The 15,939-nt window shown below is 37.9% G+C and carries 12 protein-coding genes and 1 pseudogene; 6 read left to right on the top strand and 7 right to left on the bottom strand.

Going from position 1 to position 15,939, the window contains the following annotated elements:
• Positions 1–24 precede the first annotated feature (24 nt).
• The 6 genes from I2F17_RS01630 to I2F17_RS01605 all read left to right on the top strand — a co-directional run bounded on the left by I2F17_RS01630 (position 25) and on the right by I2F17_RS01605 (position 5,834).
• Complete coding sequence (locus tag I2F17_RS01630) at positions 25–327, top strand: integration host factor subunit beta (protein WP_196423054.1); 303 nt, start codon at positions 25–27, stop codon at positions 325–327.
• 27 nt (positions 328–354) lie between these two features.
• Positions 355–717 (top strand): LapA family protein, encoded by a 363-nt coding sequence (locus I2F17_RS01625; protein WP_196423053.1) that lies wholly within the window; start codon positions 355–357, stop codon positions 715–717.
• Positions 718–751: 34 nt separating this feature from the next.
• Positions 752–1,435, top strand: coding sequence for an orotidine-5'-phosphate decarboxylase (gene pyrF / locus I2F17_RS01620; RefSeq protein ID WP_211138929.1), 684 nt, complete (start codon positions 752–754; stop codon positions 1,433–1,435).
• 188 nt (positions 1,436–1,623) lie between these two features.
• The gene (gene zapE, locus I2F17_RS01615; protein WP_211138928.1) at positions 1,624–2,715 is read left to right on the top strand and encodes a cell division protein ZapE; all 1,092 of its coding nucleotides are present in this window, start codon (positions 1,624–1,626) and stop codon (positions 2,713–2,715) included.
• 115 nt (positions 2,716–2,830) lie between these two features.
• Entirely contained in the window at positions 2,831–4,999 is a 2,169-nt protein-coding gene (locus tag I2F17_RS01610) for a malate synthase G (protein ID WP_211138927.1), read from the top strand.
• 166 nt (positions 5,000–5,165) lie between these two features.
• Positions 5,166–5,834: an SOS response-associated peptidase family protein gene (locus tag I2F17_RS01605; RefSeq protein WP_211138926.1), complete on the top strand. Its 669-nt coding sequence runs from the start codon at positions 5,166–5,168 to the stop codon at positions 5,832–5,834.
• Positions 5,835–5,838: 4 nt separating this feature from the next.
• On the opposite strand, the gene I2F17_RS12555 is transcribed toward I2F17_RS01605, so the two are convergent.
• The 7 genes and pseudogenes from I2F17_RS12555 to dnaE all read right to left on the bottom strand — a co-directional run.
• Positions 5,839–6,285, bottom strand: a complete 447-nt coding sequence (locus I2F17_RS12555; RefSeq protein WP_235985898.1) for an RcnB family protein — start codon at positions 6,283–6,285, stop codon at positions 5,839–5,841.
• Positions 6,286–6,504: 219 nt separating this feature from the next.
• Positions 6,505–7,398 (bottom strand): LysR substrate-binding domain-containing protein, encoded by an 894-nt coding sequence (locus tag I2F17_RS01595; RefSeq protein ID WP_196423096.1) that lies wholly within the window; start codon positions 7,396–7,398, stop codon positions 6,505–6,507.
• Positions 7,399–7,546: 148 nt separating this feature from the next.
• On the bottom strand, positions 7,547–9,559 hold the full coding sequence (locus I2F17_RS01590; RefSeq protein WP_211138925.1) for an esterase/lipase family protein: 2,013 nt from the start codon (positions 9,557–9,559) through the stop codon (positions 7,547–7,549).
• 105 nt (positions 9,560–9,664) lie between these two features.
• Positions 9,665–10,618 carry an ABUW_2363 family tetratricopeptide repeat lipoprotein gene (locus I2F17_RS01585; RefSeq protein WP_196423047.1) on the bottom strand — a complete coding sequence of 318 codons (954 nt, stop codon included), beginning with the start codon at positions 10,616–10,618 and terminating at the stop codon, positions 9,665–9,667.
• A gap of 99 nt (positions 10,619–10,717) precedes the next feature.
• Positions 10,718–11,524, bottom strand: a complete 807-nt coding sequence (cysE, locus tag I2F17_RS01580) for a serine O-acetyltransferase (protein WP_211138924.1) — start codon at positions 11,522–11,524, stop codon at positions 10,718–10,720.
• Position 11,525: 1 nt separating this feature from the next.
• Entirely contained in the window at positions 11,526–12,374 is an 849-nt protein-coding gene (locus I2F17_RS01575; protein ID WP_196423045.1) for an RNA methyltransferase, read from the bottom strand.
• Positions 12,375–12,453: 79 nt separating this feature from the next.
• Positions 12,454–15,903 (bottom strand): annotated as a pseudogene (gene dnaE / locus I2F17_RS01570) (DNA polymerase III subunit alpha); the annotation flags it as partial.
• Positions 15,904–15,939: the final 36 nt, after the last annotated feature.

The following is a 15,939-nucleotide window of genomic DNA, read 5'->3' as shown; positions in this document are numbered from 1 at the left end:
GCTAAAAATCAATGAGGTCGTTACATGACTAAAGAAGCACTGAATAAATCAGACTTAATACAGCGCATTGCTTTAAAAAACCCACATTTGGCTGAACCCTTAGTCGAAGACGCTGTGAAGATTATGATAGATCAAATGATTGATACATTGTCTGCAGATGACCGCATTGAAATACGTGGTTTTGGTAGCTTTGCTCTACATCATCGTGATCCTCGCATTGGGCGTAACCCAAAAACAGGAAAATCTGTTGAGGTTGCTGCGAAATCTGTACCACACTTTAAGCCAGGTAAAGCACTGCGTGATGCAGTAAATGAGCAAGTTAAATAATTAAAACTACATCTATATGGTGATATTATGCGTTTTATCTTACTGATTTTATTGATTCTAGTATTTGTTTATTCCCTTGCATTGGTTCTCATAAATAGCACACCTGTTACTGTTGATTTATGGTTTACTCATGATGTTCCTGAAATGCGTTTGGGATTACTAGTTTTAATTACATTGGCATTAGGCGTTGTATTGGGTCTACTTGTTGGTGTGCAGGTATTTAAAGTATTTCAAACTCATTGGGAAATTAAACGCTTAAACAAAGAAATTGAGCGTTTAAGAAAAGAGCAGGTTGAAGCTGCACAATTGGCTGCAAAAGAAGCTGCTGCAAATACAAGACATGAAAAAACAGTGTTAGATATTAACTCAAATAATCAAAGCCCATTATAATGGGCTTTGATTTATTCTTTGTTGAGGTTATACCTTGAGTATCATTGTTGCTTTAGATTCAAAAAGTAAAAAAGAAGCATTACAGCTTGCTGATCAACTCGACCCTAGTTTATGTCGGGTAAAAGTGGGTAAAGAGTTATTTACCCATGAAGGACCAGAAATCGTAAAAGCCTTACATCAATTGGGCTTTGACGTATTTTTGGATTTAAAGTTTCATGATATTCCAAATACCACTGCGCAAGCCGTATGTGCTGCTGCAGATCTTGGTGTATGGATGGTTAACGTGCATGCATCTGGCGGCCGTAAGATGATGGAAACTTGTGCTGAGCGATTGAATGCAGGAAATTATCAAACGCAACTTATTGCAGTCACTGTACTTACCTCCATGGCACAAGAAGATTTAAAAGACATTGGTTTAGATGTCAATCCTGTGGATCACGTGAGACGCCTAGCACGATTAACCAAAGACTCAGGCTTAAATGGTATTGTTTGTTCGGCACAAGAAGCGACATTTTTACGCGCAGAGTTGGGTCAAGACTTTACTTTAGTCACACCGGGTATTCGCCCTCAGGGCAGTCAAAGTGATGATCAAAAGAGAATTGTGACGCCATCACAAGCGATGGATGCTGGTGCAACACATTTAGTGATTGGTCGACCAATTACAAAATCAGCTCATCCTCAAAAAACACTAAAAGAAATTATACAATCAATTATGTAAAATCTAGGCCATAACATACGATAAAATATGGTGTGTTATGGCTTTAATGCATCTTAAAATTCTTTTTAAACGCATAATGATTGTGACCTTAATCGTAAATATATAAAAACTAAATCTTAGATTATAAAACAGATGTAGCTTATGCTCGATCTTTGCTATGCTTTATTTTATTTTTAGATCACTCTATTATGGATCAGCACTCTCCATTGGTTGTTTATCAACAGGCTATAGATGAAGGAAAAGTAACTTCAGATCGTGTACAAAAAAAAGCAATAGATGCTTTAGATGTGTTATGGCATCAGTTAGTGGCTGAAGAAAAATCATCAAAAACAATCTTCTCATTTTTTCGTAAAAAACAAATTCCTCAAGGTGTGTATATGTGGGGGGGCGTGGGTCGTGGCAAAACTTGGTTAATGGATCTTTTTTTTGAGTCGTTACCTTTAAAGCGTAAAATGCGATTACACTTTCATCACTTTATGCAATATGTACATCAGCAACTTAACCAACGAGTCGGACAGCAGAATCCGTTAGATGCAGTCGCAGATCATATTCATGAACAAGCTAAAGTCATTTGTTTCGATGAATTTTTTGTATCTAGCGTACCTGATGCCATGATACTGAGTGATTTATTTCAAAAATTATTTCAGCGTGGTGTGAGTCTGATTGCAACATCGAATATTGCGCCCGATGGTTTATATAAAGATGGCTTACATCGAGATCGTTTTTTACCAACAATAGCGTTGCTAAAAAAACATTGTCATATTCTCAATATAGATGCAGGTATAGATTATCGGTTAAGAATATTACAACAAGCAGATTTGTTTCAAAGCCCTTTAAATGAAAAAACAACACAATGGATGCAACAGCGCTTTAATCAACTGGTTGATGTACATAAAGTTATGACTACAGCCATTGAGGTGAATCATCGAGAGGTTTTAACTTTAGCACACACCTCTGAAATACTGTGGTGTCATTTTAATGAATTGTGTTTAAAACCAAGAAGTCCTATCGATTTTATTGAAATTGCAAATAGATATCACACGGTATTTGTGAGTGATATACCTCTTTTAAGTGATCAGCTTGCAGATGGTACACGGCGTTTTATCTATTTGGTTGATGAATTTTATGACCGCGGTGTAAAGCTGATTTTAACCTCACAAGTGCCTATTTTAAATATTTATCAGGGGCAAAAACTAGCATTTGAAATTGAGCGTACACGTTCTAGGCTATTGGAAATGCAATCTGCTGAGTATTTGAGCAAAAAACATCGTATGGCTTAAATTGGTCTGTTTTTTGCTAATAAGTGTTTGCGCTAAATGAGTTTTTAGCAAAGGTGGGTGAGAGACAATAAAATGTTGCCCAAATGAATGATGCCAGATCAAATAAGGAAAAATAATGACACAACGTGTACAGATAGGTGACTTAGCCATAGATCAAATACTTTTTGATTTTATCGAAAATGAAGCACTTCCAGTTGCGAAGTTAAATAGTTCTACCTATTGGTCTGAATTTGAAAAAATCGTCAAGGCATTTACCGCACGAAATAAACAACTCTTGCAACATCGTCAAACGCTTCAATCTGAAATTACACGTTGGCATAAAGAACATTCATTTGATGTAGAAGTATACAAACAGTTTTTATACGATATTGATTATTTAACTCCTGATATTGAAGATTTTAAAATTACAACTGATTCTGTTGATGACGAAATTGCAACCATTGCAGGACCTCAATTGGTTGTTCCTGTGCGTAATGCGCGCTATAGCTTGAATGCTGCAAATGCCCGATGGGGTTCATTATACGATGCACTCTATGGATTTAATCTCATCTCAGAAAAAGAAGGTGCTGAAAAAACAACATCGTATAATCCAATACGTGGCCAAAAGGTAATTTCATTTGCTAAGCAGTTTTTAGATGAAAATTTTGCGTTGGAACATGGCTCACATTCAAATGCAGTGAAATATCATATTGAAGAAAATACACTGTGGATTACGTTGACTGATGGACAAGTAACAACACTTGTAAATCGTGCATTATTTGTGGGTTTTAACGGTGAAAAATTAGCACCTACTGAGTTGGTGTTTCAGCATCATCAATTACATGTCATGATACAATTTGATGGCAGCCATTTTATTGGTCGAATAGATCAAGCAAAAATTAAAGATATCATTTTAGAGTCCGCAGTCACCACGATTCAAGATTTAGAAGACTCTGTTGCTGCAGTAGATGCAGAAGAAAAAGTGGAGGGGTATCGCAATTGGCTTGGCCTTATGCAAGGTACACTTACAGACCGTTTTGAGAAAAATGGCCAAATGCTGACAAGAACTTTACATCCTGACCGTCATTATCAAACGACAACAGGCCAAACGATCACTTTACATGGGCGATCGATGATGTTACTCCGACATGTTGGTCATTTGATGACGAATCCTGCTGTTTTAATACACGGTGAAGAAATCTTTGAAGGGATTTTAGACATTTTAATTACGCCATTACTGAGTAAAATTGATATTTTAGGGCAAAATACATTAAGAAATTCTCGCACAGGTTCGATGTATATTGTAAAACCTAAAATGCATGGCCCAGAGGAAGTAAAATTTGCTGTAGATCTGTTTGAAAAAGCAGAACAACTTGTTGAATTACCGCATAAAAGCTTGAAAATTGGAATTATGGATGAAGAGCGTCGTACTTCTGTCAATTTAAAAGCATGTATTGCTGCGGCTAAAGATCGTATTATTTTTATTAATACTGGTTTTATGGACCGTACAGGGGATGAGATTCATACCTTTATGGTGGCAGGCCCTATGGTCAGAAAAGCAGATATTAAGCAACAAAAGTGGTTTGCAGCGTATGAAAATCGTAATGTTGCAATTGGTTTGGCCTGTGGTCTACAAGGAAAAGCTCAAATTGGTAAAGGGATGTGGCCGAAACCCGACCAATTGCTTGAGATGTATCAAAGTAAAATTGAGCATCCTCAGGCAGGTGCATCTTGTGCATGGGTGCCATCACCTTCTGGTGCAGTCATTCACGCAATGCATTATCATCAGTGTCATGTGGTTGAACAACAAAATAAACAACTAAAACAAGATATGTTGAGTTTAAACGATTTATTGACACCACCTTTGGCAACACAAATACATTGGACAACAGAAGAGATAAACCAAGAACTTGAGAATAATTGTCAAGGTATTTTGGGATACGTTGTGCGTTGGGTTGATTTAGGAATGGGCTGTTCTAAAGTACCCGATATTCATCATGTGGGGTTAATGGAAGATCGAGCAACGTTACGTATTTCATCACAGCACATCGCCAATTGGTTGCATCATGGTATTGTTACAGCAAGCCAAGTGCGTGAGACACTCGTGCGGATGGCAAAAATTGTAGATCAGCAAAATGCCAATGATCCAAAATATAAAGCCATGTCAGACAATTTAAGCCATAATTTGGCTTTTCAAGCAGCATCTGATTTAATTTTTAAAGGTGAATTACAACCTTCAGGCTATACAGAGCCACTTTTACATGCAGCACGTTTAAAACTTAAAGGTTACTGTGTAAGTGAATAGTGATTTACCTACGCCAAAGCCTCAAAGATCAAGTTGATTGTTGAGGCTTTGGGGGTTTTAAATATAGGATTTTTCCATGTTTTATATCAGTAAAAACGTAATATTGTAGATATTCAGTCTGTTAAAAAGGCGTTAAAATATACATTCGTCCATTTAATGAATGATTATGTGTGCAAATTTTAAACCACTGACAATACAACAATGCCAGCAACTTCATTTGCCAAAAATTAGCTTTGATTATGCCAATGAGGTTTTTCCAGCGGGGCGATTTCCTTTATTATTTGCTTCGCAACAAGGACTAGAATGGAGAGAAGTGATTTTTGGGTTGGTTCCGCAGTGGGCAACAGATTTAAACATTGCAAAAAAAACATATAATGCCCGACAAGAAACGTTGTGGGATAAACCAAGTTTTCAAAATGCTTTACATAAATATAAATTTGGTGTGGTTGCTGTGACTGAATTTTATGAAAGTAAATACGTTGCAGGTCAACCCCAACGTTGGGGCGTACGCCGTAAAGATGGTGGTGCTTTTTATATTGCAGCACTTTATGAAATTTGTAAAATTAATCAAGATATTATACGCTCAGCAACTATGTTGACTATGGATGCGATAGATCATCCTATGATGAGTACATTTCATGAACCGGGTAATGTAAAGCGTTCAGTGATTATTATTCCTCAACACCGGTTACATGAATGGTTGTCTCGTAAAAGTACCGATCTTACATCATTTGTTCAAGGCTTTAATGTCGATGAATTTGAATGCTCGCATGTTCCTAAAATAAAATATTCTAAACCCTCACCGCAATTAGATATTTTTAGTGAGGGGCATTAGATATTTAGTGTTGATTTAGTAAAATGGAACTGATTACACCTGTTGCAATGGCAACCAAAATATAATCACCATTGACATTTAGCCAGCGATGACCACGAGGTGGTGTTGGAAGTTGTTGACGTCTCCAATCATTGACATAGTAGTGTGATGATCTATATTGATTGGGAATGTACTGACCTTTGCGCCATGGTTGATGATCTGCTCGTGATCTGTCTTGGGCATAAGATGGCCCATTATATGAATGATGCTGGCGTTCTGCATTACGGTCTCTCGTTTGCATAGGGGCTTGAGGTCTATTTGGGTCATACCTTTGTGACTCATATGGACGATCTGAAAAATTGTTTGGACCACGAGGTTGGTCATACGGCCCAGCAAAAGCACTGATACTGGTAAATGTAGTAGAGGTGATTAAGCCCAGTGTAAGCAAGCGTTTCATTAAATAAGTCATCATTTCACTATTCTCATATTTGAAGCATTGAAGAGAAGTTAGCAAAAGAGTTGCCATAAATAATGAAGAAAAAATGCTGCTGTGTAACGATTTAAGTGGCTTATATGAATGTGTGAATAGAAAACATATATTGATCATCTATTTATATATAGTATGTAAGCCACTTAAATATTTTATTTGTATTTAAAGTTAAACGTAATATGTATATTTTTAGCATTTCTCTTATTTTAAATGTTGTACGAGATAATCAATCAATACACGTACAGCAGGAAGAATGCCACGGCGAGATGGATACACCAAATGTAAAATACCATGAGGAACATTCCACTCAGGTAAGACGTAGCGTAGTTGCTGAGTACTGATTTCATCACAGACAATAGTGTCGGGAAGCAAAGTGATACCTTGATTCTGACAGGCGAGTTCTTTGAGTAGGTTTAGGTCAGAAGCCATGATGGTGGGTTTTAATGGTACTTTGACATTGCTATGGTGTTCGTGACTGAGTGTTAAAGTCTGTTCGGTAAAGTCTTCTGACATGCTTAAAAAGCGGTGTTCTGTAAGACTTTGTGGCGTTTTGGGTGTTCCATATTGATTAAGATATGCCTGACTTGCAAATAGATGTTGTACTTCTTGTCTAATTTCTCGGACAACGAGGTTTGGGTCATCGTCAATATGCGCACGAACACGTAAGGCAAGGTCAACATTTTCATTGACAATATCTATGCGTCGATTGCTGACCACCATTTGTATTTTAACTTCAGGGTATTGTTTTAAAAATGCAGGTAAGATCTGTGCAAATCTATTTTGTGCTGTTGCAACAGGCACACCAATACGTACAATCCCACGAGGTTCTACACTAAAATGATTGACCATGTCATGTGCGGCTTGAGCTGCATTATTCATAGCTTGAGCATGTCTATAAATATTTTGCCCAATATCGGTGACTGAAAATTGTCGAGAGTTACGTTGAATTAAACGAACACCAAGATGTTCTTCAAGTGCATACACTCTACGGCTCAGTTTAGATTTAGGGATATCTGTAGCACGCTCTGCGGCGCTAAACCCACCATGTTCGACAACCATGGCGAAGTAGTAAAAATCATCAAGCATATTTAGTATTAGATATAAAAGTACCCTCTAGTATCTATGATTTTAACAGTGATTAAAATATACCTGAACATATTATTGTTTTATTTGATAAAAGTATTATAAATAGATGATATGACTTATAAAAAGGCAGAAAAATTATTTCTGCCCAATCTACATACTAAGGTTTTTTAACTTGATAGAGGTTATGCTCAATTAAATGTTGTCTTAGAATACGTCGAAGTTCAAGCACAGCTTCAGGGGTTTCTTGAATGGAGTGCCCACCATGAACCACTTTTTCAGAAATAGCACCTCTTAAATGTGCACTTTCATACGGCACAATTCCATCAGTCATGATTTTGGGGTCAGTGCTTTGGGTCATATTTCCCATGACAGAATGGTATGGAATGTTTGCTTTGGGCATAATGCCTTGAGTTAGTTCCATAAACTTGGATTTGTAACTTAAATCGCTTGGGCCATTTTGAATTAATCCATTGTCAATTTGTTTGACAAAATCTTTGGGATTCATATCACCTTGCAATGAATCTGCAACAGCACCTAAAAAAGCACCGGGTAAACGAATGATTTTTCGAGCTACTCGAGTAAACCATAAATCTGCATAAGCTGTACCTCGATGTGGTGATGCAATAAAGATCGCTCGGTCAAAATTATTAATAGAGCGCATATTTAAACGATCTGCAATAAAGGGTAGATTTTGAGATTTTTCGAGCTGTCTTTGTTTAAAAACTTTAAAGGCTTGTTTGCTAATATCGGCATTACTGACAAGAAGTCGTGAAATTACACCCCCCATACTATGACCAATTAATACTGCGTTTTGAGCGGCTGGAGTATGTGAATCAAGCTGACTAAAAGCTTGTTTTATAATTGCATAAATTTGGTAGCGACTTTCTAACATAGGCATATTGGTAGAGTAGAAAACTTGCCATACTTGGTAATGTTCACGTAGTACAGCATCTCCCATAATGTCATTGGTTAAACGAATCCATGCTTCAGGACTACTAGCCAAACCGTGTACAAGTACAATGATTTTTTTATTGGGATTGTAGGGCTCTAACATATATAAATGAGGCATAGTGAGTTGTTGATCACGATCAATCAACGATAAATAGGCCGTTTTCCCTAAATTTGTATTTGCAAGCCATAAACCATAAGGTGCAGAAAAATTGGTTGCCAACGGATAGGCTTTGCCTTCAATTTGAATTTGATCAAATTGATAAGGATCTGTGACTTTAATGTATAAAGGTGCATTTGAAAGAAGAGCTTTGATGCTGGTATTGGCATCAGATTCAATAGAAATGGTTGTGGCTAAATATTGTGGTGAATGAATATTTGGATTGATTGAATCTTTAAACTGATAACGTAATGGGTCAAGAATATATTTATTTTCTTCACTCATTTTAGGCTTTGACAGTACAGTGACAAATTCGGACCCAAAACCATCTCTGCGGTTAATAGATCGAAGCCCCGAGAAATTTAAATTGTAGCTTGAAATAAAATCTTCAATTTTTTGATTTTTTAACTGTGGAAAACGGCTAAGGTCAATAATGTATTGGCTGTCTGCAATTTTAAAACCACTATTTGCCGTATTGGCTGGCTTTTGCGTTGAAGAAAGCATAATGAGCTTCGCGATTGCTTGATTATAAAAGTCTCGCACTTGTACTTGTCTATTATCAAAAATACGTTGATCTGGATGACGTTCAGTTTTAAATAAGTAAGCGTAACTATAACGAATACTGCGGTCGAGCATGTGCATTTCTTGTTGGATGCATTGGTTTTGTGCGTTGAGTTTTTCTTGTTGTTTAGAGGATAACGCCGTGTCTTCTTTAATTTTTGATTTACAGTTGGATGATTTTTCAAGTGACATTGCTTTTGCTAAATATAGTTCACTTGCTGTTGAAAAAAATTGCTCATTGGGAATTTGTGGAATTTGTTCAATATCGGATAGACAAGATGTAGGGTCATTGGTACAAACTTTTGCCTCACGACCTGTCATAGATAATACGTTTAAACTTGCTTCGCTGAGTTTATCACGAGTGAGAATACTGTCTCTTTCATTGGAAATGGTTACATTAAATGCCTGTTGTTTTACACTCACCACCTGACAGCCATTAAGGATACTCAGGCTAGCGAGTGTAAATAGTAAAAGGAAGTTTTTCCTTGTCAATTTGAGCATAAAGTTCTACAGCGATAATAAATTATGCTCAAATTTTACATGATTATTACAAATCTAGGGGGATTTTATAGCTTATGTATAAAACCCCATTAGGATACCAAGATTTTAATAACTTCCTTTTTTCATATTGTTTAAATTTTCCCAAACATTGGTACGACCTTGGGTTTGAATTTCTTTGATCAATTGATCTGCCACTTGTGCTTCTTGTGGATATTTCACTTTATAGTTGCGTAAAGTGGTAATCGCATTTCTATTTTGCTCTAGATATAGATAGTTGTTTGCAGCAGAAAGATAGGCCTCTTGTACTCCGGCTTTAACTGCTTTATCTAAATATGGAATCGCTTCACGTTGGCCACCACCTTCTGAAAGATTAAAACCAAACCAAAAGTTAACTAAAGGGTCATTTGGTGCCATTTTAAGTAATCTTTGTCCATACTTGAGTGACTGAGTAGTGTATTGAGACCCTAAATCGAGGTTACGTGCCATAATACTGGCTTTAAATGCACGAAATAAAACATCATAAGAGGCATTGTCTTTACTTGCATAACCATCTAAGAATTGTGTGGTTTGTTTGAGTTTACTTTCAAAACCACGACGAACCATTTTATTGGTAAATTTAGGTGGGTAGTGACGTGCTTGACCTTCTACAAGTTGTAAGAAATCATCTATAGCTGTGACATCTAACTCATTTTGCCCTGCAAGTGGTGAAAATTTGATAGTGTTTTTAGTGTTATCTATGGCAGGAATAATGAGATGATTTTCATCAAAGGTTTGTGTTTGACTTGGGTCTTTAGGGTTTGTGGCGATCATTTTTGTGACAGGTTGTGCAGCCGCTTTTTGTAAATTGATTTCAAAGTCAGATGGTTTGTCGTAATTCACCGCATTTAAAACATAAAAAGGTTGTGGGAGTTCTGGTTCTTTAAAAGTAATAGGCCCAACTGGTGCAGTGACGGTTGGTGTTGAGACGGTGGTCGCTGTATGTTTTGCTGTTTGAATATTAGAGCATGCCGAAAGTATTGCTGCTGTTGTTACTGTTATGGCAAGGGTTTTTACTTTCATAGGTTTTCCACTTTAAATTTTATTGTTGAACATCGTAAATAGGTTTGAGCAGTTTAATGTAAAATAAAACGGCTGTGCAATGTAAGGCATGTAACAAAATTAAGTCTTTGGCAACGACTTTTGTTCGTTACAGACTTGCTGAATATTTTCTAGTATTTCAAGTTGCTCTTGCGTCATTTGTTCTTGGTGTACAGACTGAGCATATTTAGGATCGAGTGCTGTTAAACGTGAGTTTAAAAGACATATTTGTTTTTCATTTTGTTTGAGTCGGTCAAGTAATATATTCATGCCCTCTAGTATGGGGTCAGATTGATGAGGTGATGCAGCATAGGCTTGAAAACCAATGCTTTTTGCATAAGCTTCGCGCTGTTGTTCTGTTTCAGAGCGTGGCTTGTTTTTGACAATATAACGAGCAGGACTCCCTACGGCAGTCGTTTCTGAAGGAACACTTTTTAAAATAACTGTGTTTGAGCCAATTTTTGCATTTTTACCGACAGTAAAAGGCCCGAGTATTTTTGCACCTGCACCAACAATAACACCATCTTCTAAAGTAGGGTGTCGTTTGCCTGTTTTCCATGTTGTGCCACCAAGCGTTACACTGTGATAGAGCGTAACATCATCTCCGATTTCTGCAGTTTCACCAATAACAATGCCCATACCATGATCTATAAATAAGCGACGGCCAATTTTTGCTCCGGGATGTATTTCAATGCCTGTTGCAAAGCGACTAAAAGATGCCAATGTACGTGCACTTGTTTTTAGGTTTTTTTGCCACATTTTATGTGCTACACGGTGCAATACCAAGGCGTGAATACCAGGATAGGTTAAAATTACTTCAAGGGTATTTCTTGCCGCAGGATCTCGTGAAAAGACAGCAGCAATGTCTTCTTTGAGCTGTTTAATCATTTTATTTATTCTCTTTGGATTGAGGTTGTTCTGATTTTTTCCATGTACCATGACTTAATGCTTGTACCCGACTAAAAACACCACGTAACAGGTTATATTCAAGGCGATCAAGTTGAATGCGTCCAAAAAGTCGTTTGAGGCGTGTTGGTAATAGTCTCGGGTGCTCAGGATCAAGAAATTCAATGTCTGTCAGCATTTGTTCCATATGTGGGTAAAATGCTTGCATTTGTTGATGTGTAACTAACGGCTCATCCCATTGCATGTGCTGTTGCTCGGTGACGGGCATTTGTGGGACATCTGACTGTGAGTCTTCAAGTGTTGTGTAATGTTGTGATGTTGCCATGCGTAGTTCATAACAAATAATTTGAATGGCCTGAGCCACATTAAGCACACCATAGTCTGTGTTTACAGGAATGGTCAAATGATAATTTGCCAGTGCTAACTCATCATTGGTCAGGCCACGATCTTCACGGCCAAAAACAATCGCAACATTGTGTTGCTGTTGGCCAATATGTTGAGAGATGAGTTCTGTTGCAGGTCGAACATCAAGTAACGGCCACGGAATGGTTCGGCTACGTGCACTCGTTCCAAAAACAATATGACAATCTGCAATGGCATCTTGTAATGTATCTACGATGGTGATGTTTTCAAGTAAGTCGGTTGCGCCTGCGGCTAAAGCAGTAATGTCTGGATGAGGAAATGTTTTTGGTGCAACAAGCGTTAAGTGACTGAGCCCCATGGTTTTCATGGCTCGCAAAGCACTACCAATATTGGCAGGTAATGTGGTGTTAACCATGACAATACGCACGTGTTTGAGTTGTGTATTGATTTCTTGGTTATGAGCTTGCATATATAGTTCCGAGCAAAATGGCTTAATGTCAGTGTGGCTAGTGAGGCTTTACTGATTGTTGTATTGTATTTTGTAGCGTTTTAGATTTCACCTGATATTCAATGTGAATAGCATCTTTTCCAAAGTAGTCACGTAATGCACACAAGGCATCATCTAAAGGAGCGATACGCCATTGTTGGCTTGGGCAAATCTTCGCTTGTGCATAATCGGTGTCTACAGTTAATAATAGTGGAATATGCTGGCACATGTCGACCTCACAATAAGGGGTGATGAGCGTTTTTAAGTCATTTGCAAGTTTTGAGCTCAGTATGTTTTTCTGTAAATGAATTTGAACATGTTGAGCGCGTTTTTGTCGAATTTCATTGAGACTAAAGGCTTTGGATAGACGTGACATTGGCCGGTCAAACCCCTCACGCTCATATAAATCACCTTCAATGACCACTACTTTATCAATTTGTATGATGTCTTTAAAGCGTTGGAAACGCTCATGATTACAACTGACTTCTAAGCGTGATGTACCATCATCTAATGTAATCATCATACGATTAGGAAAATTAGCGACATCAACAACTAAACCTGAAAACACGGTGGTTTGTCCACGCTTTGTTGGCGTGAGTTGGTTGAGTTTTGCAGGAATAAAAGCTTTTAATTCAGAACGATAAACATCTATAGGGTGCCCTGTAAGATACAGACCTAAGGTGTCTTTTTCACCCTTTAAACGAACTTCATCTGACCATGGTTTAAGCGGTTGGCTTGGTTTTCTTTGAATTTCTTCAACCTCACCAAATAAATCCATAATACCTGTTTCACGATTTTGTCGTGCTTGATCGGCAGCTTGTACGGCTTGTGGTAATTCGGCCATGAGTGTGGAGCGTTCTGTATTTAAACAGTCGAGTGCACCTGCACGAATGAGCGCTTCTAAGGTGCGTTTATTCATTTTTTTGAGATCAATACGGTGACAAAAATCAAAAATGTCACGATATGGCCCTTCTTTTTCTCGTGAATCAATCACTGATTGCATGGCTTGTTCACCCACGCCTTTTATGGCACCTAGTCCATAAACAATGGTTTGTTCATCAATAGCATGAAAACGATAGATGGATTGATTAATAGATGGTGGTCGTACTTGTAAGTTATTATTTCGACAGTCATCAATTAAAAAAACAACACTGTCTGTATTTTGCATTTCTGAAGACATGACAGCAGCCATAAATTCAGCAGGGTAGTGCGCTTTGAGCCATGCAGTATGGTAAGCGACTAAGGCATATGCTGCTGCATGTGATTTATTAAAACCATAGCCTGCAAATTTTTCCATAAAGTCAAAAATATGGTTGGCTGTAGCTTCATCAATTCCTTTTTGTGCCGCACCTTCGGTAAATATTTTACGTTGTTTGACCATTTCTTCGGGTTTTTTCTTACCCATTGCACGGCGTAATAAATCTGCACCACCTAGGGTATAGCCTGCACACAATTGAGCAGCTTGCATGACTTGTTCTTGATAAACCATAATCCCATAAGTTGGCTCAAGTACACCTTCTAAAAGCGGGTGTAAATATTCAAATTCACCACCATGCATACGGTGAATAAAGTCGGGAATAAGATCCATTGGACCCGGACGATACAAAGAGACAAAAGCAATAATTTCTTCAAACTTGCTTGGACGAGCCTCTTTAAGCATGCGCTTCATGCCTACAGATTCAAACTGAAATACCGCAGTTGTGTTGGCTTCAGAGAAAATTTTATAGGCTTTGCTGTCATCTAACGGCACATGAATAATATTCAGTGGTTGAGCAAGTTGAAGCCGTTTATTGATATTTTGTATTGCATCTTCAATGACGGTGAGATTACGTAATCCTAAAAAGTCAAACTTGACTAGACCGGCTGACTCGACATCATCTTTGTCATATTGTGCTACTCGGTTACTACCATCGGCATCGCACATAATGGCTGAAAAATCAGTGATTTTACCAGGTGCAATGACAACACCACCTGCGTGCTTTCCTGTGTTTCGGGTAATACCTTCAAGTTTTAATGCCATTTCCCAAATTTCACTGGCATCGTCATAGTCTGGATTAGATGGGTTTGTCACAATGTCTTTGAGCTGTGGTTCCATGCCAATTGCTGTGGCAAGATCAACACCTAGTGGTTTTGTGGGTACCATTTTAGAAATGCGATCAGCTAAACCATATGATTTACCCAGTACACGTGCAACATCTCGTATAGCCCCTTTGGCTGCCATGGTACCAAAGGTGGCAATTTGTGAAACAGCATCACGGCCATAGTGTTGTGCAACATATTCAATGACACGGTCACGACCTGAAATACAAAAATCGACATCAAAATCGGGCATAGAAACCCGTTCAGGATTTAAAAAGCGCTCAAATAGCAGATCATAACGTAGAGGGTCTAGGTCGGTAATATTTAAACTATATGCAACTAATGAGCCTGCACCTGAACCACGACCTGGGCCTACAGGTACACCGTTATTTTTAGCCCAATTAATAAAGTCCATGACAATGAGGAAGTAACCCGGAAAACCCATTCCTAAAATGATACGTACTTCATATTCAATTCGTTCATCATACGGTTTTCTAATTTGAGGCCAATGTTCATCGCGCGCTTGGATGGGATAAAGCTGTGCTAAACGTTCTTCAAGTCCTTCTTTAGATAAGTGCTCGAAATAAGTGTCTATGGTGAAGCCTTCAGGAATGGGGTATTCAGGTAAAAAATACTCTCCAAGGCGTAAGTTAACATTACAGCGTTTAGCAATATTTACTGTATTTTCAATTGCACTTGGAATGTCTGCAAATAGTGCAGTCATTTGTGCACTGGTTTTGAAATATTGTTCTGAATGATAAATATGTGGACGTCTTTGATCTGCAAGTACGTAACCATCAGCAATACAAATGCGTGCTTCATGTGCTTCAAAATCATCAGGACTAATGAAATGCACGTCATTGTGTGCGACAACACCAACGCGATATTTTGATGCAAGTTGTATTGCTTCATTAATAAAGAGTTCTTCATTTGCACGGTCAGTACGTGTCAGCGCAAAATAAACACGATTGCCAAAGGTATTATGCCATGCTTCAAATAAAGGTGGGGCTTTATCGGGGTGTGATGAACACATCGCTTGACCGACGTCACTGTGTTGACCTAACAAGACAATCAGGTCTTGATGTTGCTCTAAAATCCATTCTTTTTTAATACAAGGAATATCAAGTTTTTGGCCATCAATATAGCCTCTAGAAATAATTTCAGTTAAATGACGCCATCCTGTATTACTCATAGCCAATAAAATCACACGGTGGTTGGCATCTTCAAGTTGTACGGTTGCACCTAAAATCGGCTTAATGCCTTTAGATTGACATGATTTAAAAAACTTAACGGCAGCATGTATATTTGATAAATCTGTGAGCGCCAATGCAGGCATATGGTCTTTAGCCGCAGCTTTCATAAGCTCTGGTATCCGAACAATCGATTCAGTAATAGAAAATTCGGTGTGAATACCTAGATGAACAAACTGCATTAAAAGATCCTTAGTACCATTTTGGGCGCTAATTTT

Origin of the sequence: Acinetobacter baretiae (assembly GCF_015627105.1) — a bacterium.
GTDB classification, from domain to species: Bacteria; Pseudomonadota; Gammaproteobacteria; order Pseudomonadales; family Moraxellaceae; genus Acinetobacter; species Acinetobacter baretiae.
The sequence above is the reverse complement of the archived record's forward strand: the minus strand, read 5'-3'. Positions and strand labels throughout refer to the sequence as shown.

Excerpts from the sequence above, each read along its gene's own strand:
- I2F17_RS01630 (WP_196423054.1), top strand. The coding sequence starts at position 25 with ATGACTAAAGAAGCACTGAATAAATCAGACTTAATACAGCGCATTGCT.
- I2F17_RS01625 (WP_196423053.1), top strand. The coding sequence starts at position 355 with ATGCGTTTTATCTTACTGATTTTATTGATTCTAGTATTTGTTTATTCC.
- zapE (WP_211138928.1), top strand. The coding sequence starts at position 1,624 with ATGGATCAGCACTCTCCATTGGTTGTTTATCAACAGGCTATAGATGAA.
- I2F17_RS01610 (WP_211138927.1), top strand. The coding sequence starts at position 2,831 with ATGACACAACGTGTACAGATAGGTGACTTAGCCATAGATCAAATACTT.
- I2F17_RS01605 (WP_211138926.1), top strand. The coding sequence starts at position 5,166 with ATGTGTGCAAATTTTAAACCACTGACAATACAACAATGCCAGCAACTT.
- I2F17_RS12555 (WP_235985898.1), bottom strand. The coding sequence starts at position 6,285 with ATGATGACTTATTTAATGAAACGCTTGCTTACACTGGGCTTAATCACC.
- I2F17_RS01590 (WP_211138925.1), bottom strand. The coding sequence starts at position 9,559 with ATGCTCAAATTGACAAGGAAAAACTTCCTTTTACTATTTACACTCGCT.
- I2F17_RS01585 (WP_196423047.1), bottom strand. The coding sequence starts at position 10,618 with ATGAAAGTAAAAACCCTTGCCATAACAGTAACAACAGCAGCAATACTT.
- cysE (WP_211138924.1), bottom strand. The coding sequence starts at position 11,524 with ATGATTAAACAGCTCAAAGAAGACATTGCTGCTGTCTTTTCACGAGAT.
- I2F17_RS01575 (WP_196423045.1), bottom strand. The coding sequence starts at position 12,374 with ATGCAAGCTCATAACCAAGAAATCAATACACAACTCAAACACGTGCGT.